The organism is Chryseobacterium sp. BGARF1 (assembly GCF_001677955.1).
Classification (GTDB): Bacteria; Bacteroidota; Bacteroidia; order Flavobacteriales; family Weeksellaceae; genus Chryseobacterium.
Window position 1 is genome coordinate 1 of sequence record NZ_LELA01000064.1, and the last position, 26,096, is coordinate 26,096.

Below are 26,096 nucleotides of genomic sequence, written 5' to 3' on the forward strand. Positions count from 1 at the left end.
TCAATTTTTGCTTATCTAAAAGCTCTTCTGCGCTACTAAAATACTCTCGTTTTCAGTGGGGCAAAAGTAGTACTTTATTAATACACAATCCTAATTTATTTAACTTAAAGTTTATTTTTAATTAATATTAAACGGTAAACATCTGGTTACATGGGAGAATCATTTTGAAGGATTAGGGATTAGGGAAATTGTTTTCTACAAAGGTGAAGCTCCTACGGTGGGTTGGTGGGTTGGTGGGTTTCGCTCCTACCGAGCTCATATTCTATATAACAATTATTTTTCTACAAAGATATCGCTCCTTAGGAGCTGAAAATTTAATTCATAACCCAGTTTATTCAAATCGAGATCAATATATATTATATAAGTAAAGAAAGATTTATCACTTAGAAGACTAAAGAGTGTTTGATAGCAGTTATTCTGTTCTTTGGTAAATCCTTGAGTTAGCAAATATGAAAGTTGAATAACGTTCATGATTTTGATTAAATAATAAAAGAGGGGGGTTGAGAAAATTATTTTAATGATGATTGTTGGAAAATTTGATGAACACATTCTTTATATAATAATATACCTTCATTTTTACAGGTCGCTCCTAAGGAGCTTTATATTTACTTATATTTTCTGCTACGAACAGTCAGCTCCGAGTGGAGCTTTAAAAAATTGAGTAAAAATCAAAGAGGTTCAAAAAAAAAAACTCTAAAATAGGTTCTTCTTTATATGATGGGCTGAACATTACTCTTTTGCCTTTTTACTTTTATCTTTTTTAATTAGCCCCCCTTCCCTAGCCCGGATTGAACGGTATGTTTGAGCTCTTTTTGCAAGCGAAGGAAAAGATGGGCGCAAAAAAGCGAGTAGTGAAAGCCGGATTAAGCTCATAAAAAAGTTGGAGTGTTGGAGAGTTTGTGAGTTTGAGAGTTTGAGAGTGGAGAGTATACTTATATTATATACAAAAAATTACCTCCGAAAATTTCAGAGGTATTATATATGATGACTACATTACTATATATAACAGAAAATAATCCTTATTCTAAGTTTTGGGGAATAGTGATATTATTTTTCTTCATATATTCAATAAGTTCATTGTATTTATCTTCGTAATCATTTGTACCGCATTTGTGGGAGATGCTACAGATATCGGATGGTTTTATATCAAGGATATTTGAAACTTTTGTGAGAATTTCGAGATTGATTTTCACTTTTGAATTTTCGATATCAGAATATGCTTTTTGTGAAATACCCATTTCGAATGCCATATATTCCTGAGTAAGGTCACGGTCGCGTCTTATTTTCCTGATATTTTGTCCACAAATCTTCATCTCACAATTGCTTTAGTAGTTTTCGGTATATTTTAGAAGTTTATCTAATAGCCTTAGACAAAGTTAGTAAATACCTTTGTCAAAACATTACATACACAGCATGATATTTTTTTTCAGAGCACCGAAACCCTTTATTTAAGGGAAATTCTATGAAAAATATTGTTCGCTGCAAGATACAAGATTTATGGAGACGCAAAAATTTCATTATGACAATAATATTGTCAGAGCATTCCTCTATGCTACTGTAGTATTCGGGATTATCGGTTTTATTTTAGGATTAACTGCTGCTTTGATGCTATTTTATCCTGAACTGCCTGAATTTTTATTTGGAACTGACGATACAACCATTCAAAGTTTAAGAAGTGGGAATATTCAGGGATTAGTTAATTCGCAGGGTGCTTTAGGATTTGGAAGAATCAGAATGCTTCATACCAGTGCAGTAATTTTTGCCTTTGTATGTAATTCTTTCTTTTGCGGTGCTTATTATAGCATGCAGAGACTTTTGAAAACCAGAATGTATAGTGATACTTTATCATGGATTCATTTCTGGACGTGGCAAATTATGATTATCGCTGTTGTGATTACTTTTTTAATGGGAATCAATACTTCAAAAGAATATGCTGAACACGAATGGCCAATTGATATTTTAATCACTTTCTCTTGGGTAATTTTCGGAATCAATATGTTTGGAACGATTGCCAAAAGAAGAGTGCGTCATTTATATGTAGCCATTTGGTTTTATATTGCAACTTGGATTGCGGTTGCAATGCTTCATATCTTTAATAATTTAGAAGTTCCATTATCTTTTACAAGCTGGAAATCATATTCTGCTTATGCAGGAGTGAAAGATGCATTGGTTCAATGGTGGTACGGTCATAATGCAGTTGCATTCGTTTTAACGACACCGGTTTTAGGTTTGATGTATTATTTTATGCCTAAAGCAGCTAACAGACCAGTTTTTTCATATAAATTATCTATCATTCACTTCTGGTCACTGATCTTCGTTTATCTTTGGGCAGGGCCTCACCATCTTCAATATACCGCTTTACCAGCATGGGCTCAAGCGGTGGGAACAGGTTTCTCAATCATGTTGATTGCTCCGTCTTGGGGTGGAATGCTGAATGGATTATTAACTTTAAGAGGAGCCTGGGATAAAGTAAGAGAAAATCCAATCCTGAAATTCTTTGTAGTTGCTGTAACATGTTACGGAATGGCAACTTTCGAAGGACCACTTTTAGCTACAAAATCTTTAAATAAAATCGGACATTACACCGACTGGGTAATTGGTCACGTACACTTAGGAGCTTTAGGATGGAATGGTTTCATGGCATTCGGAGTTATTTATTATCTGATTCCGATTATGTGGAAGACCGAACTTTGGTCTAAAAAATTAGCTAACTGGCATTTCTGGCTGGGAACTTTAGGAATTATTTTCTACGCCGTACCTATGTATATCGCAGGATTTACCCAAGGTTTGATGTGGAAACAATTCAATCCAGATGGAACTTTATTGTGGAAAAACTGGCTAGATACCGTTACTGCAATTATTCCATACTTTAAAATGAGATTCTTAGGAGGATTATTTTATCTGAGTGGAGCCATTTTAATGGTTGTAAATGTTTACAAAACAATTAAAGCAGGATCATTCCAAAAAGATGTTCCTGCAGAAGCACCAGCTTTAGCCAATGTTGGTTCAGGCAGAAAAGAAGGCGAAGGCGTACACCTTTGGCTAGAAAGAACCCCTCACCTATTATCAATATTAGCTTTTGTAGCAATTGCAATCGGTGGACTGGTAGAAATTGTCCCTACCCTAACTGTAAAAAGCAACTTACCAACAATATCTGCTGTGAAACCTTATTCACCATTAGAATTGGAAGGTAGAGATCTCTATGTAAGAGAAGGCTGTAACTCGTGTCACTCACAAATGATCAGACCATTCCGTGATGAAGTAACAAGATTTGACGGTAAAAACGGACAGTATTCTAAAGCAGGAGAATTCGTTTACGACCGACCATTCCTTTGGGGATCAAAAAGAACAGGACCGGATCTTCACAGAGAAGGTGCAAGAAACCCAGATTCATGGCACTTTAAACACATGTACAATCCAAGAATTACTTCTGCAGGTTCTATTATGCCCCGTTTCCCTTGGTTGATCACCAATAAACTAGATCGTTCTCAAATGATTGATAAAATGAAACTGATGAAAAATACTTTTGATGTTCCATATACCAAAGCACAGATAGATTCAGCAGATCGATGGGCAAATAATCAGTCACAAGCGATTGTAAAAAGAATTTATTCTGAAGCAACCGATGTAAAAGATCAAATGGATAAAGAGAAAATTGCCAAAGGAAACAATTTTATACCGATGGAACAGAGAGAGATCATCGCCATGATTGCCTATCTGCAAAGATTAGGAACGGATATCAAAACGACCGATATCAAAACAGCAAGCGTAGATTAATTTTAAATATCTATTACAATGAAAACGAGAACACCCATATCTATATATATAGCAATAACCATAGGAATTACTGTATTGGCGTTCGAAATGTTCGCAGGAGATGCCAATTATTTTTCTACCCCATTCTTTTGGGCATTGCTAATCATCATCACCATTTTATTGCTCATCATGAATTCTATCGGAGATTTGGTAGAAAACGAAAGATTCGCCAGATTGACCGATGAAGAAAAACAAGAATATATCACCAACAACACAACTCCATATTTTCAGAAGCTTTGGAATTCTGCTTTCAAAAAACAATCTCAAACTGAAGAAAAAGACCTTCTCATCGATCACGGTTTCGATGGAATTACCGAGCTAGACAATTCTTTACCAAAATGGTGGATCGGTCTTTTCTATTTTGGAATGATTTTCTGCGCCGTTTATATTATTGCTTTTGCATTCACAGATTATGCTCATCCTGAAGCAGAATATGAGAAGGAATCTAAATTACAACTAGCTTCCATTGAAGAATATGAAAAAAATGCGCCGCCTATTAATTTAGAAACCGCAAAATACAGTTCAGATTATATTGCAGAAGGCGAGCAATTATTTAAAACCAATTGTGTAACCTGCCATGCAGATGGCGGAAAAGGAGGCATCGGTCCGAATTTAACCGACACGCACTGGATCAACATCAAAGAGAAAAGTTTATTTAAAAACGTATTCTGGATGCTTGAAAATGGTTCACCAAACAACCCTACCATGCGTCCCTTCATAAAAGAAGGAACCATTACAGGAAGAGACGCAGAAAAAATCGCATCCTATATATATCACATCAATCAAGAAAAATCTCCTATCACTGAAAAGCAAGGAGGTGCCGCTCCACAAGGAGAAATTGCAAAATGGCAAGAATAATTACTCAACTAAATATATAAAACTATGAATTGAATCTCCATCAGATGTATGTCGCAGTTGTAACTCAACTAACATCTGAAAACCTATTCACTTTAAATATTCCATAATATTTAAATATCAACTGAGGCATACATCAATGCAAAAACCTGTTCACTGAGCAGGTTTTTGTAGTTTAAAACAGATACCACATTTGTATTTTTTTAACATAAATACTCCTCGTTGGCAAACATATTGCTTAATATTATTAAAGAAAGCCTTTACCAATGGGCTTTTTCAAAAAAAACAATCATGGTGAAGCTTATTAAATTTCAAATTTTCAGAATATAAGACAAGATTCAAAATTTAAACATCGGTGAAACAATCCGTTCGCCAACCCAAAAACGAATTGTATATTTGTCTAAATCACAAAAATTTGAAACTGAAATTCAACAAAAGAAAAATTCTCAGAGGTATTGTTATTACAATTATCTCTTTTGTCGTTTTAATCATCCTGCTTATCTTGAGTTTAAGACTTCCGGCTGTCCAAAACTTTGTAAAAGATAAACTGATCGTTTACCTTGAGAAAAAAATAAAAACCAAAGTAAGTTTAGACAAAGTCTATATAGCTTTCCCGAACAGTTTGGTGATGGAAAATCTATATTTAAAAGGTCAGAATATCGATACCCTTTTAGCGGTGAAAAAATTCGATGTCGGTTTAGATATGTGGAAATTGATTAATTCTAAAGCTGATATTACCTCCATAGATTTAGAAGGCGTTCGCGCAAATGTGGTTAGAAATCCGCAGGGAAAATTCAATTTCGATTATATTATTGATGCTTTTGCCACTTCCGATAAAGAACAGGAGCAAAAACCCTCAAAGCCTTTTATTATTTCTCTTGATAAAATTAAATTAAAAGATATCGGGATCACTTTCAACGATCAGCAATCCCGAAACGATATTAAAGTATATTTCAAATCTTTTGATACCCGAGTAAAAACTTTCGACCTTCAAAACAACTCTTACGCAGTAAACGATATTAATCTTGACGGATTAAAATTAAAATTGAAGCAAGATTTGGTAAAAGAAGTGGCAGCCAATGTAGAAGAAAAAGTTGATTCTCTGAATCAGAAAAAGGCAATGAAATTAGGTTTAAATAAAATAAACCTGACCAATTTTGATATTGACTATGGCGACGACAATACCAAAACTTTTGCGAAAGTTCTTTTCAAAGAATTAAGCACGAAAGTGAACAGCATTGATCTTGAAAACAACGATTATAATGTTGGAAATGTTTATTTAACCGGCGCCAACATTAATGCTAATTTATTCCTCCCAACGGAAAACGCCAATCCTAAAAACGAAGAAAAGCCTGAAGCTTCAAAAAATTCGGCAAAAGAAAAAGCAATGAAAGTTCTTTTGGGGAGACTTCATTTAGATGATGTAAAAATCGCTTACAACAACACAGCCATCGCTCCTACAAAAAGCGGAATGGATTTTAATCATCTTGATTTTGCTAAATTAAATATCGACGTTCGAAATTTTAAAATGGAAAACAATGGTTTTGCAGGTTCTGTAAAATCAGCAGAAATACAAGAAGCAAGAGGTTTAGATATTCAAAAATTCAACACCGATTTTGTTTATGCAGAAAAAGAAGCATATCTGAAAAATCTTTATCTGCAGACTCCGAAAACCATATTGCGTGACGAAGTTATTTTAAATTATAATTCTATTGACCAACTATCATCCAATCTTGGAGCGGTAAAAATTTCTGCCGATATCCGTGATTCTAAAATTGGTTTTTCTGATATTTTAAATTTAGTTCCGACCTTAAAAAATACTGCGCCATTCAACAAATATCCAAATGCGACTTTAAATGTAAATGCTTTAGTGAATGGAACAGTCAATGATTTGATGATTCAGAATCTGAAAGTTTCAGGTTTAGACCAATTGAGAGTTTTGGCTTCAGGAAAAATCAAAAATGCAATGAATCCTGATCAGTTGTATTACGATCTTAAAATTGCAGAAGTTTCTTCTTCCTCAAAAACGATTTATAATTTAGTTCCGAAAAATACAATTCCGAACAATATTACTTTGCCATCTTCTTTTACAATTCGAGGAACAGCAAAAGGTACAACCCAAGTTGTGGATACCAATTTGCGTCTAACTTCCACTTTAGGGAACGCTGCCGTGATCGCTAAAGCCGATATGCGCAGAAAAAACAGAGAAACTTTTGATGTAAAAGCCAATCTTCAGAGTCTTCAGATCGGAAAACTGATTCAGAATAAAGATATTGGAAGTGTCACCGCAACCATCAATGCAAAAGGACAAAGTTTTGATCCAAAAATTATGACCGCTCAGTTAAGTGGCGATGTACAATCTGCAACTTACAACGGCTACACTTATCAGAATATGAATCTGAAAGGTAAAATAAACCGTGGCGCTTATGATATTGATTTAAACTCAAAAGATCCGAATGCCAATTTACATCTTGCAGCTTCCGGAGTTTATGATGAGAAAAATCCTACGGTAAAAGTCAATGGAAATATCAATAAATTAGATTTAAACAAATTAGGATTTTACAGTTCGCCAATGATTATTGCAGGTGGAATTGATGCCGATTTTAAAAGCTTAGATCCGGATAATCTGAATGGATATCTTAATTTAAAGGATTTTGCCATTTCAGATACCAAAGAAGTCTACCCTATTCAGGAAGTTAGATTGAATGCAGTTTCAAGAGCAGATTCAACTTTAATTCAGTTCAATTCGCAGATTGCAGATGTAGAACTGAACGGTAAATATAAACTGACCCAGATTTTTGGAGCTTTAAGTCAAACTATTAATCAATATTATCAGTTTCAAAAACCTGGCAAAGCTCAGAAAATTGATGCCGGACAATTCTTCACCATTAATGCAGCGATTAAAAATGATGATCTCATCAGAAAATTTGTACCGGATCTGAAAAGTTTTGAAACCATCAATATTACAGGAAATTACAATGCAGATTCTCAAAAAATAGAACTGGATGCAAAAATTCCGCAGGTTTTGTACGGAACAAATACTTTGGAAAATACCAATCTGAAAATTACCAACGAAAATCAGGCTTTACAATATGATTTAAGTGTTGCGGCTCTGAAAAGTGAAAGTTTTGCTTTAAACAAAGTAAATATTAATGGTGATGTTGCCAATAATATCATCAATTACAACATCACAACAAAAGACGATAAAGATCAAACGCAGTTCCTGATCGCAGGAAATGCCAAATCGCTGAATGATGTTACCGAAATATCGTTGAATCCGAATGGCTTAAAATTAAATTATATGGATTGGACGGTTGCTGAAAACAATAAAATTCAGATCTTCAGCCAGGGAATTGTAGCAGATAATTTCCGTCTATCTAATTCAGGAGCCGAGATCTCTTTACAGTCTGAAAGCAATTCACCAACCAGTCCGCTGAATGTTTCGTTGAAAGATTTTAAAATAGAAACAATCACAGAAATCATCAAAAAAGATTCATTATTAGCGAAAGGAACCATCAACGGAACAGCGCAGTTGAGAGATCTAACCAAAAATATGACGTTCACTTCAGACATCAATGTTTCTGATCTGATTGTTTATGGAAGTCCGGTAGGAAATTTAGCGATCAAAGTCAATAACCAATCCGCAAATCTTCTGAATGCAGACATTGCACTTTCGGGAAATAATAATGATGTAAAGATTTTAGGAAATTACAACACTTCTTCGAGTACGTTTGATTTAAATTTAAATATGAATCAGCTTCAGATGAAAACGCTTCAGGGCTTTTCGATGAACGCAATTACAAACACCGAGGGTTATCTTTCGGGAGATTTAAAAATTACAGGAACTACGACAGCTCCGAAAATTTTGGGTGATATTAAGCTAAATAATGTCGGATTAATGATTGCGCAAACCGGAAGTGATTTCAGAAATATTGATGATAAAATAGGATTTACCAACCGCGGAATTGAGTTTGACGACTTTAAAATTAAAGACAAAGACGGAAATGCTATGAACATCGACGGACAGATTTTAACGCAGACCTACAGAGATTTTGCATTTAATCTCGATTTGAATGCAAAAGATTTTAAAGTGGTCAATTCTGAAAAATCAAACGATGCCATGATGTACGGAATTCTTGCCATTGATGCCGCATTAAAAGTACGTGGAAATTTAGATTTACCAAAAGTTGACGGCAGACTTGCTGTTTCAGAAAAAACAGATTTCACATTTGTCCTTCCGCAATCGAGCCCATCGTTACAGGAAAGAGACGGTATTGTAGAATTTATCGATCAGGATCAGGTGGCTCTTAATAAAACCATTAAAGCAGACTCCATCAAAGCAGAAAGTCCGATTAAAGGATTGGATGTGAATGTCAACATTGAAGTAGATAAGGAAGCAAAAATGTCGATTATTATTGATAAAGCTAATGGAGATTTTGTAAAACTTCAGGGTGAAGCTGATTTAACTGGCGGAATTGATCCTTCAGGAAAAACAACTTTAGTCGGCGTTTATCAGGTTGAAAAAGGAAGCTATGAAATGTCTGTAAGTCTTTTGAAAAGAAAATTTGACATTCAAAAAGGAAGCACCATCACCTGGACTGGTGAACCAACAACTGCCAAACTAGATATTACTGCAATCTACAAAACCAATGCAGCACCGATTGATCTTGTGGAACAACAGTTTGGAGGAAATCCTGCAGATCTTAATCAGTTTAAACAAAGAATTCCGTTTAACACATTACTGATTCTTAAAGGAGAACTTTTGAAACCCGATATTTCTTTTGACATTACCACTGACGAAAAAAATAACGCGGTTTCTTCTACTGTTACAGAAACCGTAGACGGAAAACTCGCTCAGTTGCGACAAGATGAAAACGAAATGAATAAGCAGGTTTTTGCTTTGCTTTTACTGAATCGTTTTATCGGTGAAAATCCTTTCGAAAGCAATTCCGGAGTTTCAGCTGAGACATTGGCGAGACAGAGTGTGAGTAAAATTCTTTCGCAACAGCTTAATAATATTGCTTCAAATCTTATAAAAGGAGTTGATCTGAATTTCGACCTTGAATCTACCGAAGATTATTCTACCGGACAACAAAATACAAGAACCGACCTGAATATCGACATCAGTAAAAAGCTGTTGAATGACCGTCTGAAAGTTACGGTAGGAAGTAATTTCGGATTGGAAGGTGAAGCCAGACAAAACGAAAATACGACCAATATCGCAGGAGATGTTACCATAGATTACAGTCTATCGAGAGACGGAAGATATATGCTGAGAGCCTATCGAAAAAATGATTACCAAGTTGCCTTGCAAGGACAAATCATAGAAACCGGAGTAGGATTTATTATCACTTTAGATTACGATAAATTCAAAGATATTTTTCGTAAATCGAGAAATCAGAGAAACAAGGAAAACAGAGAAAATAAAAGAAAACAAGATAACCAAGTCGTAGAATTTAAATAATGAAGAATACCTTGAATACATACTGCAAATATTTTTTGGCATCGGGAATGACGGTGGCAGTTATCTCGTGTAGTAATACAAAATTTCTGAAAGACGGACAGATGCTCTACACCGGAGCAGAGGTAAAAATAGAAAGCGACTCTCTTTCCAAAAAAGAAAAAAGCGCATTGCAGTCTGCACTCGAAGAAAATCTTACGCCAAAACCAAATTCTACTTTTCTTGGTTTAAGACCTAAATTATACGCCTATAACACAACAAAAGAACCTAAAAAAGAAAAAGGTTTAAAATACTGGCTGAAATATAAATTTGGTGAAGAGCCTGTATTGCTTGGAGATGTTGACAGAGAATTTAATAAAGACATTATTATAAATTATTCTGAAAACAAAGGTTATTTTAATGCAAAAGCAAAGTACGACACGGTTTCAAAAAATAAAAAGGCACAAGTAATTTATACCTTAAACCCAGGAGCGAGATACTTAATCAGCAATGTCAATTTTCCGAAAGATTCTACGCTTATAAATTCGGAAATACAGAATTTAAAAGAAAAAACTTTACTTAAAACCGGAAATCCTTTTGATCTTGAGGTCATCAAAAACGAGCGACAAAGAATCGATGACGGTTTAAAAGACAAAGGTTTTTATTACTTCAGTCAAGATAATATTATTGTACAGGCAGACAGTACAGTGACTAAAGACCCAAAAGTTGAGCTTATTGTAAAGCTGAAAGACAACACGCCAAAATTAGCAACCGAACAGTTTACGATTGATAAAGTGGTTGTTTTTCCTAATTACAATCTTCGCGATGCTAAAAAAGGAAAGTACAATATCCCGATGAATCCCGATTCTTTGAAAGGATATGAATACAACAATATTTATGTAGTTGATCCTGATAAAAAATTTAAGCCAAGAATTTTTGACCGAGCTTTATATTTCAACCAAGGTGATATTTACAATCGAAAAGACCATAATTTATCACTTAACCGATTGATCAGTCTGGGTGTTTTTAAATTTGTGAAAAATGAATTCGTCGTTTCAGATTCTTTAAATCATAAGTTTGATGCGTATTATGTGCTGACTCCAAGAGAACTTCAATCTTTACGATTGGAAGCTTTGGGAAGAACCAATTCTGCGAATTATGCAGGAAGCGAACTCAATTTAAACTGGACGCAACGAAATTTTTTCCGTGGTGCCGAACAGTTTAAAGCTTCTGTTTATGGAGCTTTTGACGTGCAAATCGGTGGTCCTGCAGATGCTGAAAATATTTTCAGGGCAGGAACCAATGTACAATTATCTATTCCAAGAATTGTTGCCCCTTTTCGCTTCAACTCTTCGAGTGCTTTTGTTCCGAGAACTAATATAAAACTTGGCTATGAATTCCAAAATAGAACTACTTTATATTCTTTAAATACATTTAATGCCTCATTTGGATATCAATGGAAAGAAAATGTAAGAAAAGAACACGAGCTTAATATCTTTGACGTTTCTTTAATTCGTCCTGCAGATGTTACTCAAAAATTTATAGATAAATCTGACGGCAACCCTTACCTTCAAAGAATCACAGACAAGCAACTTATTTTTGGGCCTACTTATTCTTACACCTACTCCACAACGATGCTTCCTAGAAAAAATACATTCTATTATAAAGGAATGCTAGATTTAGCCGGAAATATTACAGGTCTTGTAACAGGAGCCAATGCAAAAGAAGGAAAAGAAAAATCAATTTTTGGAGTTCCTTTCAGCCAATATGTAAAAATTGAAAATGATTTAAGATTCTATCATAAATTTAGCGAGAAAGCATCTTTCGCCTCAAGATTTATTGCCGGCGCTGCAATTCCTTACGGAAATTCAGAACACATTCCTTTCTCAAGACAGTTTTTTGTAGGGGGAAGTAATAGTATCAGAGCATTCAGAGCAAGAACTTTAGGGCCTGGAAGTTATGATCCCCGAGGAGAAGATAATAGCAGAGCTGTTTTTGATCAGTCTGGTGATGTAAAGCTAGAATTGAATGCAGAATACAGAGCCAATCTTTATAAGTTCTTAAATGTTGCCGCATTTGTGGATGCCGGAAACATCTGGTTGATCAATGATGACATCAATGATGAGGGAGTCAATACAAGACCGGGAGGAAAATTTTCAAAAGAATTTTTAAGTGAAATCGCTGTAGGAGCGGGAGTTGGTCTACGACTAGATTTTTCAATTTTAATTTTAAGGCTTGATTTGGCAATGCCTTTGCGTGTTCCATATTATGAAAAAGGAGATCGATGGACTTTCGACCGAATTAATTTTGGAGATTCAAGCTGGAGAAAAGATAATCTGATCCTGAATATTGCCATTGGATATCCTTTCTAAATAACTGCTAAATTGCATTTAAATAGATTCTATACAAATTTTTAACGCAAAGAATTAAATATCAACGCTTTTATTAAAGGAGCAAAGATGAATCAACAAGTTGATTGAATGAAGCTATGTTTTCAAGCTTTGCGAAGCAAATTCCATTTGCCTTTACATTCTTAAAATCTACGCAACATTTGAAAAAAACTTTGCGTTAAAATAAAATTTCAATACACCAAACATAAAAAACCGTTATGCTAAAAGAATTTAAATTTTTCTGGGAAACCGTTAAAGAAACATTTACAGAATGGAATAATTCATCTGCTTCTAATGACTCCGCAAGTTTGGCTTATTACGCCATTTTCTCAATTCCGGGATTGCTGATCATTATTATCTGGATCGCAGGATATTTTTTTGGTGAAGAAGCGATTCGCGGACAAATCAGTACTCAGATCAGCGGATTAATGGGACAAGATGTTGCCAAAAGCATTCAGGATATGATTGCAGGAGCACTTATTGACAAAGAAAATATTTTTATGAAAATTGTTGGAGTAGGCTCATTAGTTTATGGTTCTACTACCCTATTTTTCCAATTGCAGAAGTCTCTGAATAATCTTTGGGATGTGGAAGCTGCCCCTAAAAAAGCTTTGGTGAAATTTCTTTTAGACCGTGCGAACTCTTTAGGAATGATTCTTATTTTAGGATTTTTACTAATGATCACGATGGTTTTATCCTCATTAATCGGACTCTTTAATAATTTTATCACGACCTATTTTGGCCTTGAAACATATATCATTGTAGAAATTATTAATTTCACCGTAGGATTTTTAGTTATTGTCGTACTTTTTGCGTTAATGTTTAAAGTACTTCCTGATGTAGAAATCAGCTGGAAATCGGTTTGGAAAGGCGCTTTGCTAACTGCAGCTTTGTTTACTTTAGGTAAATTTTTGCTGAGTCTTTACTTCGGACAATTTAAACCAACCTCAGCATTTGGAACTGCTGGAACGGTGATCTTAATTATGATGTGGATCAATTATTCGTGTATGCTGATTTTCTTCGGTGCTGAATTTACAAAAGTCTACACTTATCGAAAGGGATACAAGATTGTTCCTTCAAAACATGCTAAATGGAGCAGTGCAAAATTGTATAGAGAAAGCCAGGTTCAAAACGAAGCTACGGTTTAAAATAAAAATCCTCCCGAAATTTTCAGGAGGATTTATTTTTTTACATTCTGTTTACGGTTCCTATTCCCAGTAAGCTTAATGATTTTTTTATTGTTTGTGCGGTGAGATTTGATAAATTCAAACGGAATTGTTTTAAATCTTCATCCTCAAGCTTTAAAATTATATTGCTTTGATAGAATGAATTGTAAGATTTCACTAGATCATAAAGATAATTTGCAACTAAAGCCGGACTTAATGATTCAGATGCTCTTTCAACAACAGATCTATAATTTGCTAATTGCATAATTACTTCTTTTTCATGCTGATTTAATTCTACCTCAGCAACTTCTTTCTGCTCAAAATTAGCCTTATTGAGTAAAGATTGAATACGAGCATAAGTGTATAAAATAAATGGTCCTGTATTTCCATTAAAATCAATACTTTCTTCAGGATTGAAAAGCATTTTCTTTTTAGGGTCTACTTTCAGCATGAAATATTTCAATGCAGCTTGACCAATAACCTCATAAGAAATCTCTTTTTCCTCGTCAGTAAGACCTTCTAATCTTCCTTGCTCAATTGCTTTTAATTTTGCTTCATTATACATTTCCTGCATTAAATCGTCTGCATCGACAACCGTACCTTCACGAGATTTCATTTTTCCGTTTGGAAGCTCAACCATTCCATAAGATAAATGGTACAATTGGTCTGCCCAAGAATATCCTAATTTTCCTAAAACTTTAAATAAAACCTGAAAGTGATAATCCTGTTCGTTTCCTACCGTATAAATTAGTTTCTGAATATCGTTTTCTTTAAAACGCTGAACTGCCGTTCCCAAATCTTGAGTCATATAGACAGAAGTTCCGTCTGAACGAAGCAAAAGTTTCTCATCTAAACCGTCTACCGTCAAATCGCACCAAACTGAACCGTCTTCTTTCTGATACAGCACCCCTTTATCTAAACCTTCCTGAATAAGATCTTTTCCTAAAATGTAAGTGTTGCTTTCATACTGAACCTGGTCGAAATCTACCCCCAATCTTTTATAAGTCTGATTGAAACCATCGTAAACCCAAGAGTTCATTTCGCTCCAAAGATTTCTTACTTTTTCGTCGCCATTTTCCCAGTCCAAAAGCATTTGTTGAGCTTCTTTCATTAAAGGAGCTTCTTTTTTAGCCTGATCTTCAGTACTTCCATTCGCAATAAGTTCAGCTATTTCTTTTTTATATTCCTGGTCAAATTTTACATAGTAGTTTCCTACAAATTTATCTCCTTTCGTTTCTGCATTCGGTGTTTCTCCTTTTCCAAATTTTTCCCAAGCCAACATCGATTTACAGATATGAATTCCTCTATCGTTAATAATCTGACTTTTTATAACATCATAACCCGCTTCTTTAAGAATCTGAGCGACAGAAAAACCTAATAAGTTATTTCTGATATGACCTAAATGCAGCGGTTTGTTGGTATTTGGTGAAGAATATTCCACCATTACCGTTGCATTTTTCTTTTCTACATTTGAAAACTGTTCAGAAACCGTTCTAAACTGATCTACGAAGAATTGGTTTTTAACTTTTACATTTAAAAATCCTTTTACCACGTTAAAACTTTCGAGCAATTCGGTCTGAGTTGTTAATCCTTCTCCCAATTCCACCCCGATGCTTTCTGGGTTTTTCTTCAATTGTTTTACCAAAGGAAAGGTAACAATGGTAAAATCTCCCTCAAACTCAGTTTTATTTTCCTGGATTTCAAGTTTTATATCTTTCAACTGATAGACATTAAGGATAACCTCTGCCAGTTTTTGTTCTAATATGTCTTTAATATTCATGAGTTTATATTCATTTTTTAGGATACATAGAAGTAATCCTAATTTCATATCACAATTTTCAAGTACAAATTTAGTGAAATAAAAAAGACTTCGTTAACGAAGCCTTTTAAAAATTATTAAGGATTGAGACAATTATAGTCCCACCTTCTGCATTCTCTTAATATGGGATTCCAACTTAAACAGCATGCAGGAGCTTGCCCACCTTGAATTTTTCTAAGATCTTTTTTAGATAGCTTTTTTAAATTTTTCATAAATATTATATTGTTTAATGGTTTTGAATGAATATATAAAACCGCACTAAGGCGGTTTTAATATGAATGTTAAAAAGGGTGATTAATTTATGTCCCAAAAAACTTTTGTCGTTAATTTATCTCCTCCAATTGCTGAAGCTGCCGAATTCCAGTTCGCTCCATTTACAGTTTGTTCATTAATAGGGTAAGTTAATCTGGTAGGAACTTTACCAGCCGCTGCAGATACGGCATTAGGTGCTGTTAATACAGGATAATCTAATCTTCTATAGAAATTCCAAGATTCAAAACCTCTGTTATACATCGCAATCCAAGCTTGCTGACCAATTTTAAGTTTCCAATTTGTAGTAGAAAATACAACATCTGGATTTGCCAAATAGGCAGTAATATCTGCTGCAGAAACTCCCCATTGTTGCATTGATCTTTCAATTGCTGTTTGATAATATTGAGCTGCAGTGTTTCCTCCAACTGAATAACCTCTTGCAGCAGCCTCTGCCAAATAGAAATTAACTTCTGCTGCATCAAATAATACACCTGTTTTATTTGGAGTTAATAAATTGGTGGCTATATGAGAATTTTCACTATATGTATTGGTTAAACCAACAGTTCCACCAACGTATCCCCCCCCAGAAACTTCTGTAAAATAAAATGATCTTCTAGGGTCATTCAGGTCATTCATTGCGTCAACAATTCCTTCTTCAGCAACAAAATCATTTCTATTACTTGCAACGACTTCAGCATATAAACGATTGAAGTTTGGTGAAGTTCCGTCATATTTAAATAAAGAATTTTTAGGATTTGTAAGCATTACTCCTCCACTATATGCGGCTTCGACGGTTTGTTTGGCTAGGGTAGGATTTACATCTGCAAGATTAATCCCTATTTTAAGCTTTAAACTATTTGCAAAAATAATCCAATCTCCCACATTACCATTATAAATATTATCTCCAGACTCAAAACTTGAATATCCTGAATCTAAAGTAGATAATGCTGAATTTATTCTTGTAATTAAATTCTCATAAATTGTTTTAGCATCATCATATTTTGGCAAAACAATAGTTTCTGGTTGTGCAGCTTCCGAATAAGGAACATTCCCAAAACTATCTACTAAAACCTGATAAGTATAAACTTCCATTAAATTGATGATTGCCAATTTATTTGCCTGCTGTTTTTCCCAAGTTACCTGTGACATTAAAGGCGGTTTTACTTCCGTCGCTAAAACTTTTTTTGCTTGATCAAGGTTTCCAAGAACATCTGTATATAATGCAAGCCACATATTATCCGGAACTTTTCTGGTTCCTGCGAAATTAAATCTTGCATCATTTCTATATATTGTTGTAGCTAGATAATGCTGAAAAAATCTGAAAACATTGAGGTTAACACTTGGTGTTTCCATCTGATCCATTAGCTCTTTTTGAGCATTGGTAAATAGTGGTTCAGCTGGAACCACGTATGGCTGACTTTGATTATTATTAAAATCTTCATCTCCGTTTACACATCCCGTGAGAACTGTTAACGAAGCTATAGTAAGTATTGAAAATATCTTTTTCATTTTTAATTCGATTTAGAAGTCTAATTTAACATTGAATGAATAAATACGCGTAGTTGGCATCACACCAGACTGAAACCCTTGAACGTTTCCAGAAGAAGTTCCCGCTTCAGGATCTGCATCCGGAAGATTTTTATGAATAATCCATAAATTCTGTCCCATCAGACTTAAAGTCATTCCTTTAATAAACGTATTTCTTAATAAATCAGAAGGTAAGCTGTAAGAAACCTTTGCTTCTCTTAGCTTTACATATGAAGCATCATAAACAAAAGCTTCTTGAGGTAAACCTGCATCTGTTCCAAATGCACCACCGGCAGTAGATGCGTCAATTCTAACATTATTTTGAGTACCATCTTGTTTTACACCAGGAAGCACTATACCTCCGCCATTATCAAGTGTATTTCTAATAGGGTTTCCTAAATCATTTAATCCTCCTGTATATTCATAGATACCAGTATACCCACCATAAGATTGATCTAATGAGTAAACGCTACCACCTTTTCTAACGTCAATTAAAAACCCAAGAGACAGGTTTTTATATCTAAAGGTATTGTAAACACCACCAATCCAATCTGGCTGTATATTTCCTATAACTTTATCTGTGGCTACTAAGTAATATCCATCATCATCCACCACTTTATTACCGTTTGCATCATAAACAAATCCTGTTCCTCTAAATGTCCCGTATGCTTCACCAACAGTAGCATTTAATGATGTTTCCTGAAAACTAGCCAACTGTAGATTATCTCTTCCTTGATTAAGCGCTTTAACAATATTTCTATTACGAGACCAATTTACATTAATATCCCATTGAAAATTTTCACTTTTTAAAGGCACTAATCCTAAAGCAACCTCAATACCTTTATTTTCAGTTTCTCCAGCATTAATAAGTGAAAAACTGTATTTAGTTGAAGGAGATTGTGGCACACTGAACAATAAATCTTCTGTATTTGTTTTATATAATGAAACATCTAAAGTTACTCTTCTTTTAAACATTGATGTTTCAAGACCAACTTCCCAGCTTTTTTGTCTTTCCGGCTTTAAATTATTAAAATCTACATAAGTTGTACTAATATCCGCCATCGGATTACCACTTACTGTTCCTCTATTAGCAAAGAAGCCTGGTCTTCCAAACGCCATATCATTACCTACTTCTGCATAGCTTAATCTTACTTTTCCAAAGCTTAACCAACTAGGTTTAACTAATTCACTAAACACAAAACTTGAACCTAAGGAAAAATAAGTATAATTGTTATTTGCTTTTGGAAGTGCACTAGAAGTATCGTTACGAATTGTACCTTCTAAATATAATAATTTATCATAATCAAAAGACGCCTGTGCATAGACTCCCGCTTTCTGTCCTCTAACATTTGTTTCGATAGGGGGAAAGTAAGCTCTAGAATTTCCTATAGTAAAAAGATCAGGAATAATTAGTCCTCCTGTGGTAGAATTCTCAATGCTTCTTTGATGCTGATCTATAAACTGTCCACCAGCAACGAAAAGTGCATTCATTTTATCTGAAATATTCAAATTATATCGCCCAATTACATCATAAGTTTGTCTCATGATTGTATCATCAAATACCCAATATCCCGAAGTTTCATCAGCCTGAGACAAACCAAACTCTTCAGCATGACTTCCTATTGCTTTTCTGATTTCCTGCTTACTATTAGTATAATCTACAGTAGCTCTACCTAAAATATTGAATTTATCTGTGACATCATAAGATAATTCACCTCCAGCAATTAATCTGGTTTTATCATCAGAAGAATAATTTTTGTATCTGTCCCAATAAGGGTTATTCCAAAATGCAGCAGAAAGATCTCCATCTAGCGGAGAATTCATATTCCATGTATAATTTTGGTTTGTTCTGAAAAACTCATCTCTTAATTCTAAAACATCTACATTTATAGGCCACCATTGCCTGAAACCGGTCATGATATTATCTCCATAACCTACAGAGTTTCTACCTATTGTAGTTTGGTCATTAAATGTCAGAAAAGTACGAGCTGTGAGTTTATCAGAAAATTTACGACTATAATTACCACTTAACATATTTTTGTTTAATCTACTGTTTGGTAAAATACCAGTTTCGTAGTTATTAGTAAAAGTTAAGTTGTAAGTATTTAATTCATCTCCTCCATTTAAATTAAAACTGTTTACAAATGACAGTGATTTTTGAAAAAATTTAGAAGGATCGTTTCTAGCAGCAGTCCAAGGTGTTGCCTTTCCAAAATTAGGATTTCCAGGAACAAAAGAGTTCCATTGATAAACCATTAAATTAGGATCAAATGCAGCTCCATAAGAAGCATCATCGCCGGTTGGTGCAAGGACATCTATAATTCCATCACCATTTACATCTACATTAAAAAAGCTATCTGCTCCTGAGTATCCTGCTCCGTATGATTTCTGATACTTAGGAAACGTTGATCGATCTATTTCACCAACAGAAACTGTTGAATTTACGGTAAGACCTAATGATTTACTTTTTTTACCTTTTTTAGTAGTAATAATTACCGCCCCATTCGCAGCCAAACTTCCATAAAGAGCCGTTGCAGCAGCACCTTTTAATACGTTGATTGATTCAATATTGTTGGGGTCAATATCAGAGGTTGCATTACCAAAGTCAAAACCGTCACGACCTTTTGATGCATCACTAGCATTCAAATTTCCACTAATGATAGGCACCCCATCTAAAACAATCAGTGCCTGATTATCTCCGGTTAAACTCTTAGTCCCTCTTAACACAATATTACTAGAGCCGCCAAAATTCCCATTGTTTTTAATCTCCATACCGGCAACTTTACCAGATAGATTGTTAATAAAGTTATTGGTTGGTACAGAGTTGACTTGTTCTGCATTAAGAGTTTGAGAAGAATATCCTAGAGCTTTTTTTTCTCTCTTAATTCCGAGTGCAGTAACAACTACACCTTCAATTTCTTGTGTTTTTAGGGTATCTCCCGGCTTTGTCTGCGCGTGGGCAACCACAAAAGACGAGGAAAGTACTAAAATTAGTACCCCTGCGGTTAATTTCTTCATATTAATATTAATTTTGTGTTAACAAAGTTGTAAAAAGTTATCTTATAAAAGTGTTAAAATTTCAAAAAATTATTATTTTCAACATAACACATGACTATTTACTGCATTATTACAACTCTTAAATGTTAAAAATTATGAATTTACTAAAGAAATGGTCAGATAATTATATCGAAGCTGGTTGCGACGAAGTAGGAAGAGGTTGTCTGTGTGGCCCAGTAGTTGCGGCTGCGGTAATTTTAGATGAAAATTTTGAGCAAAAGCTCATCAATGATTCAAAGAAATTGAGCTTTAAGACCCGAATGGATTTGGATAGTTACATTAAAGATAATGTGAAAAGTTTTGCTATTGCTGAACTTCCACCCTCTTTTATAGACGAACATAATATACTGAACGCCAGCATTCATGCCATGCACAATGCTTTAGACAAACTTACTATAAGACCTGAATTTATTTTGGTAGACGGAAATAAATTTCACCCTTATAATTTCATTCCACATCAATGTGTGATTAAAGGAGATTCTAAATTTTTATCAATTGCGGCAGCTTCTATTTTAGCCAAAAATTACAGAGATAAATTAATGATTGAGCTTCATGAAGAACATCCCGAATACGGATGGAATACTAACTTTGGCTACGCCACAAAAAAGCACCAGGAAGCCCTGATAAAGCACGGCATCACAAAATACCATCGTCAGTCTTTTCGTTTAAAATATGATTAAAATAAATCACCAATTCATTGTGATTAAAGAAATAAGTCACTTTTTAATTTAAATTATTTCTAAATAAAAAAGAGAAGCAATAAATTGCTTCTCTTTCTGTTCTATTATGTTAAATATTATTTAGCTCAAATTAATTCTGATTCCAGAATGGAGTGTATTGATTCTTAACAAACACTTGTGCAGATGAAATATTTGGTACGTTCGCAGAGTTTGCAGCATACTCAGAGTTTGGATATACTAATCTGTAAGGTTTATTTGGGAACTGAGCTGTTGTAGCCATTGGTGTAAATGGATATCCTGTTCTGTTATATTCAATAAACATTTCAGTTGGATTGATATTGGTCAATGCAATCCATTTTTGAGTCATAATAGCCTCAATTTTTTGTGCATCTGTTCCTGTCCAACCAAGACCTACTCTAGTATTGGCTGAAGTAATATAAGTCGAAATCTGTGCAGCACTTGCTCCCAACCAAACACCATTTGTTCTTATAGCTTCGTTAAATTTATCTGATGCTGAAATACTACCAAAAATAGCAGGCCATCTAAGGGCAGCTTCAGCTTGTAACAAATTACTTTCAGCTGCAGAAAAGAGAACACCTCCTCTTAGATTATTTTCTTTAATTACATCCTTCCAATCACCTACAGCTGCACTGCCTGAAAAATTACCAATTCCTAATTTCGAAGTATTCACATTATTTACAGGTACTCCTGGCTGACCTGGAACATTACCTTGTCTGACACCTTTTAATCCCGTAAATGAGTTTCCGTTTGAATCAACTGAAGCTACATTAGTAAACAATCTTGTTCTTCTTGGATCTTTAAGCCCCGTAAATTTGGAATAACTCGTATTATTTAAGATTACATTACCTTCCAAAGCATTTGCCATATGTTCAGAAACAACAACAACAGCATAATTTGATACTTGTTGTCCTGAAGCGTTTCTTGCCCAATTTAAAATATATGGATTCATTTGATCATTACTTCCTGAAGTATATACTGGATTAACCACCACTTCATTTTTAATAAACTTATTAATTGGATCAGCATTTATTCTTGCTGCTAAAGCCGTAAGTTTTTGATTTCTATAAGTTTCCATTTCACCTGTGACTTTAGACATTCTAATCAATAATCTAAGCATTAAAGTATTTGAAAACTCTTTCCATTTACCCATATGTTCTTCAGGTGTATCTCCAGAAAAAACAATATCAGAAACAGGCTCTTCAGCATGCTCATCTGCAGCATCGATCAAAGCATTAGCTTCCTCTAATTTAGAAATCAGAATTTTGTAAATATCTGCATCATTATCATATTTAGGGGTAGTATTTTGCTGCCCCATAAAAGCTTCACTGTATGGAACATCACCATACAAGTCTACAATATACTGCATGTAATAAGCTTTCATGATTTTTGCAATAGCAATATAATAATCTTGCTTGTGATTATTATTCTCAAACTTTTCCATTTGATCAAAATTAGCAACTCTCGGATACAAACCTTCCCAAATCCCTCTATAAAAAGTATTATCTACGCTTGACAAACTAAACTCTCTTGAAAATGGGCCTGCAATTGTATAAGTATTTCCTGCCCAACTATTCATCATCAAATTCCCAAACTGCATCATCGTCCCAGCCTGAGTTCTGTAAGCCTGGCTAATAGCACCAGGAAGTATCAAATCTGGGGTAATCTGTTCTGCCTGTATTGCATTTGGATTATCATTAACATCTAAGTAATCATTGCTACAAGATGTTGTGGTAAAACTTAAAGCAGTAGCTAAAATTGTTATTAAAAATTTATTGTTTTTCATTTTGTTTAATTAAAAAGTTGCATTAAGGTTAAAACCAAAAGTTCTCATACTAGGATACTGTCCTGTTACCGCAATTCCTCCGGCATTACCACTTGTATTGGCTGTTTCAGGATCATTAAAGTTTCTGTTATCTTTTGCATAGATAAAGAAAGGGTTTCTTGCGTATACACCAATTGATAATGAGTTAACAAAAGTTCTTTTCAGAATTGACTTGGGCAAATCATAACTTAAAGCAATCTCTCTTACTTTTAGAGCCGTTCCATCTACAACATATTCCTCCCCTACTGATGAATAATCAGAAGTTGTAAAGTAATTCATTACTCCAAAATAACTATCATCATTACCTACCGGTGTATTATTAGCAACATATTGACCATTAACCAACTGAACAGAATTAGGAACTACATAACCTTTAGATCTATCAAATTCAGCTGTTTTTTCAGATGATCCGTTAGCTCCCAAACTCACTTTTGCAATAGAAACAAAACTATTTCCGGTTCTATAATCTGCAGTAGCACTCAAGGTAATTCCCTTGAACTTAAAAGATGTATTAAATCCTAAAATATAATCTGGATTTACTTGTCCAAGTATTTCAAAATTTGAGGTTGATAAAGGATTACCGTTTGCATTTACAATAATATTCCCATTTGGATCTCTTTGATATTTTGTTCCTTTAATAACAGGGAACTTTTCGCCTTTAACAGCAAATATACCTACGTTGCCAGCAGTATTTAAAGGTACTTCATCAGCACCATTTTCTAGTGATACAATTTCTGTTTCATAAGTTGAATAAGATCCTCTTATTTTCCATTCAAAATCTTTGGTCTTGATTGGGGTAAAACCTAAATCTAATTCATAGCCTATATTACGGCTATTTCCAATATTATCTTGGAAATTGGTTATACCTGAAGCTGAGGAAGTAGCAATAGTAGTAATAAAGTTTTTAGTATCATTTCTAAATATTGATCCATCAAAAGTAATTCTGTCTTTGAAGAAACCCAACTGCAAAGAGGCTTCTTTAGATAAATAGAACTCAGGCTCAATATCTTGAGCATAGATTGTTGTTGTAGGTAAATAAGAAGAAAGTGATCCAAAAGGATATCCTGTTGGGAAAGTACCAACCCTGTCTAATCCATACAAATCAATAGTACCACTATTTCCTACTCTACTATAGTTTAAACTTACTTTTGCATAATTTAACACATTTCCTTTAATACTTTCAAATGCTTTCGTAGGAATAAATGAAGCTCCAAAAGAATAATAAGGATAACCTTTGTTACTAAAAGGCAGTTGCACTCCTTGTGGAGTTACAGGATTAACACTTGTAAGAGAGCTTTTCTCATATCTAAAAGTAGAATTAAAATATAAGAAATCTTTATAACCTAAATCTAAATTGGCAAACCATGCAAAAGACCTCTGTCTTGTGTTAGAATTATCAAGTCTAGGAAACAAATCTGCTTGTAATACGTTATTAATATGATACCATCCTGGAATTTTAAGATTTTGACCACCAACTTGGGTAGTGGAGCTAGATGCATCTTGGATATTATGACCGATGTTAAACCTAAAGTTTAGATCATCAGTCAGATTATAATCAAAATTTGCCATCAAATCACCGTAATATCTAAAACTAGATGAAACTGTTTTATAATAGTTTGACACAATTGGATCAGGGCCATAATCTACAGGTGTTGTACCGTCAATAGGAGTACCTGTTCCGTCATATACTCTATCAAATGCAAATGCATTCAAGTGACTTTCTTGAATTGAAGAACCAGAAACAGCAGTTCCTGCATAAGTAAATGAAATATGATCATTTAATTTATACTCCATATTAATCAAGCCCGTGAATGTCCTTTGTTTGGTATCTGCTCTATCGTTGTCTATCGTCCAATAAGGATTAACTGTATAAATACTGTAGCTAGCATCTGGAAGAGCGTTTCTAAATTGTCTTACATCTACATTGGTAGAAGTTTGAAGCAACTGGCCATAAAGATTAGAATCAGTAGTTGATGTTCTTCTGTCTAGATAATTTACATTTCCATCAATTCTAAATTTACCTAATTGTTTTCCTGCTTTTAGGATAAAATTATTTCTTTTTAAATAATCCTTCTCCACTACAAAGTCATTTTCAGCTCTATTTACAGATAAAAAAACATAAGAATCAGACCCTCCTGCTGTTACAGATACTCCATTTTGAATTAAAACCCCTGTTTTAAAAAAGTTAGACATTCCATCTTTTTTATAGCTAAAAGTTTCTCTTAACCAAGAATTATCAGCACTCGGCATTCCCACAAGCAAAGATTGACCACCTAGAGCAGAAGAATAAGCCGGTCCCCAGTTTGTATTTTCATACGGAGTCCAATTCGCTCCATCATAATCAGTAGTATCAAAAGTATCACCCGGATAGCCTTGCCCATAAATTTTTTGCCTAATCGGCATCTTGAAAACAGTAGAGAAATCTATAGAGCTTGTAAGATTAAACTGTAATTTTTCATTTTTTGTCCCTCTTTTTGTTGTTACTACAATAACACCATTACTTCCTCTTTCACCATATAAAGCAGCACCTTGCATACCCTTGATAATATTCATATTATCAATAATCTCCGGTGGTAAATTTTGTAAAATATCTAAAGTAGAGATAACACCATCAATGACAACTAACGCCTGATTATTTCCCGAAATTGATCTTGGTCCTCTTAAAACAACTCTTGTTGTAGAATTAACTGAATTATTGGTAGTGTTGATCTGTAAACCAGAGACCTTACCCGTTAATGCCTGAACTGCATTAGGATTGTTTGCTTGTGTAATTTCAGCATTATTTACAACTTGGTTGGTAGAGGTAACCGCATCTTGTCTTTTTTTAAGACCTAATGCTCCTGTTACCACCACTTCACGGATATCTTGTGTTCTCAAAGAATCTCCTTGTGTCTCCTGAGCACTTACCATGGCAAAACACGAGGTAAGAACCACAGTAAGAATACTTGTAGTTAATTTATTCATTTATAGTATTAATTTTGTGGCCGTAAAGTTGTGAAACTTTTCGTTAATAAACTCTTAAAAATTGAAAAAAAATTAATATTTTTTTAACAATTTCATTATTCGTAATTTATTATCGAATTTTATGCTTTTTTTTATTAATTCATTAAATAATCAATAAAAAAGCACATAAATCAAAAAACACTTCAAAAAAAAACCAATCCTAACTAACTAACTAACTAACTAACTAACTAACTAACTAACTAACTAACTAACTAACTAACTAACTAACTAACTAACTAACTAACTAA

13 protein-coding genes are annotated in these 26,096 nt (G+C 34.1%); 6 read left to right on the forward strand and 7 right to left on the reverse strand.

Translation table 11 applies throughout. The annotated features are described in order from the left end of the window. Positions 1 to 1,019: 1,019 nt before the first annotated feature. Positions 1,020 to 1,313 (reverse strand): helix-turn-helix domain-containing protein, encoded by a 294-nt coding sequence (locus AB671_RS12550; protein WP_066674850.1) that lies wholly within the window; start codon positions 1,311 to 1,313, stop codon positions 1,020 to 1,022. Between the two features lie 184 nt (positions 1,314 to 1,497). Between AB671_RS12550 and ccoN the strand changes: the two genes are divergently transcribed. From ccoN to AB671_RS12575, 5 genes are all read left to right on the forward strand, one after another. Continuing rightward, complete coding sequence (gene ccoN / locus AB671_RS12555) at positions 1,498 to 3,777, forward strand: cytochrome-c oxidase, cbb3-type subunit I (RefSeq protein ID WP_066674847.1); 2,280 nt, start codon at positions 1,498 to 1,500, stop codon at positions 3,775 to 3,777. Positions 3,778 to 3,795: 18 nt separating this feature from the next. Continuing rightward, on the forward strand, positions 3,796 to 4,674 hold the full coding sequence (locus AB671_RS12560; protein WP_066674844.1) for a cytochrome c: 879 nt from the start codon (positions 3,796 to 3,798) through the stop codon (positions 4,672 to 4,674). A gap of 412 nt (positions 4,675 to 5,086) precedes the next feature. Beyond that, on the forward strand, positions 5,087 to 10,135 hold the full coding sequence (locus AB671_RS12565; protein WP_082987303.1) for a translocation/assembly module TamB domain-containing protein: 5,049 nt from the start codon (positions 5,087 to 5,089) through the stop codon (positions 10,133 to 10,135). Further along, positions 10,135 to 12,483, forward strand: coding sequence for a BamA/TamA family outer membrane protein (locus tag AB671_RS12570; protein ID WP_066674842.1), 2,349 nt, complete (start codon positions 10,135 to 10,137; stop codon positions 12,481 to 12,483). The genes AB671_RS12565 and AB671_RS12570 overlap by 1 nt, the downstream gene beginning before the upstream one ends. A 236-nt stretch (positions 12,484 to 12,719) precedes the next feature. Next, positions 12,720 to 13,649, forward strand: a complete 930-nt coding sequence (locus AB671_RS12575) for a YihY/virulence factor BrkB family protein (protein ID WP_066674839.1) — start codon at positions 12,720 to 12,722, stop codon at positions 13,647 to 13,649. Between the two features lie 40 nt (positions 13,650 to 13,689). On the opposite strand, the gene argS is transcribed toward AB671_RS12575, so the two are convergent. The 4 genes from argS to AB671_RS12590 form a co-directional block, all read right to left on the reverse strand. Further along, positions 13,690 to 15,447 (reverse strand): arginine--tRNA ligase, encoded by a 1,758-nt coding sequence (gene argS, locus AB671_RS12580; RefSeq protein WP_066674866.1) that lies wholly within the window; start codon positions 15,445 to 15,447, stop codon positions 13,690 to 13,692. A 116-nt stretch (positions 15,448 to 15,563) separates the two neighbouring features. Beyond that, a complete protein-coding gene (locus AB671_RS23060; RefSeq protein ID WP_146028596.1) occupies positions 15,564 to 15,698 on the reverse strand; it encodes a bacteriocin-like protein in 135 nt (44 codons plus the stop codon). A gap of 82 nt (positions 15,699 to 15,780) precedes the next feature. Then, positions 15,781 to 17,247 (reverse strand): SusD/RagB family nutrient-binding outer membrane lipoprotein, encoded by a 1,467-nt coding sequence (locus tag AB671_RS12585; protein ID WP_066674836.1) that lies wholly within the window; start codon positions 17,245 to 17,247, stop codon positions 15,781 to 15,783. 12 nt (positions 17,248 to 17,259) lie between these two features. After that, a complete protein-coding gene (locus AB671_RS12590) occupies positions 17,260 to 20,283 on the reverse strand; it encodes a SusC/RagA family TonB-linked outer membrane protein (RefSeq protein ID WP_066674834.1) in 3,024 nt (1,007 codons plus the stop codon). A gap of 134 nt (positions 20,284 to 20,417) precedes the next feature. On the opposite strand from AB671_RS12590, the gene AB671_RS12595 reads away from it, so the two are divergent. Beyond that, positions 20,418 to 21,002, forward strand: a complete 585-nt coding sequence (locus tag AB671_RS12595) for a ribonuclease HII (protein WP_066674859.1) — start codon at positions 20,418 to 20,420, stop codon at positions 21,000 to 21,002. Between the two features lie 130 nt (positions 21,003 to 21,132). On the opposite strand, the gene AB671_RS12600 is transcribed toward AB671_RS12595, so the two are convergent. Together AB671_RS12600 and AB671_RS12605 are read right to left on the reverse strand one after the other, a co-directional pair. Next, the gene (locus AB671_RS12600; protein WP_082987304.1) at positions 21,133 to 22,806 is read right to left on the reverse strand and encodes a SusD/RagB family nutrient-binding outer membrane lipoprotein; all 1,674 of its coding nucleotides are present in this window, start codon (positions 22,804 to 22,806) and stop codon (positions 21,133 to 21,135) included. A gap of 9 nt (positions 22,807 to 22,815) precedes the next feature. Further along, positions 22,816 to 25,809, reverse strand: a complete 2,994-nt coding sequence (locus tag AB671_RS12605) for a SusC/RagA family TonB-linked outer membrane protein (protein ID WP_066674832.1) — start codon at positions 25,807 to 25,809, stop codon at positions 22,816 to 22,818. Positions 25,810 to 26,096: the final 287 nt, after the last annotated feature.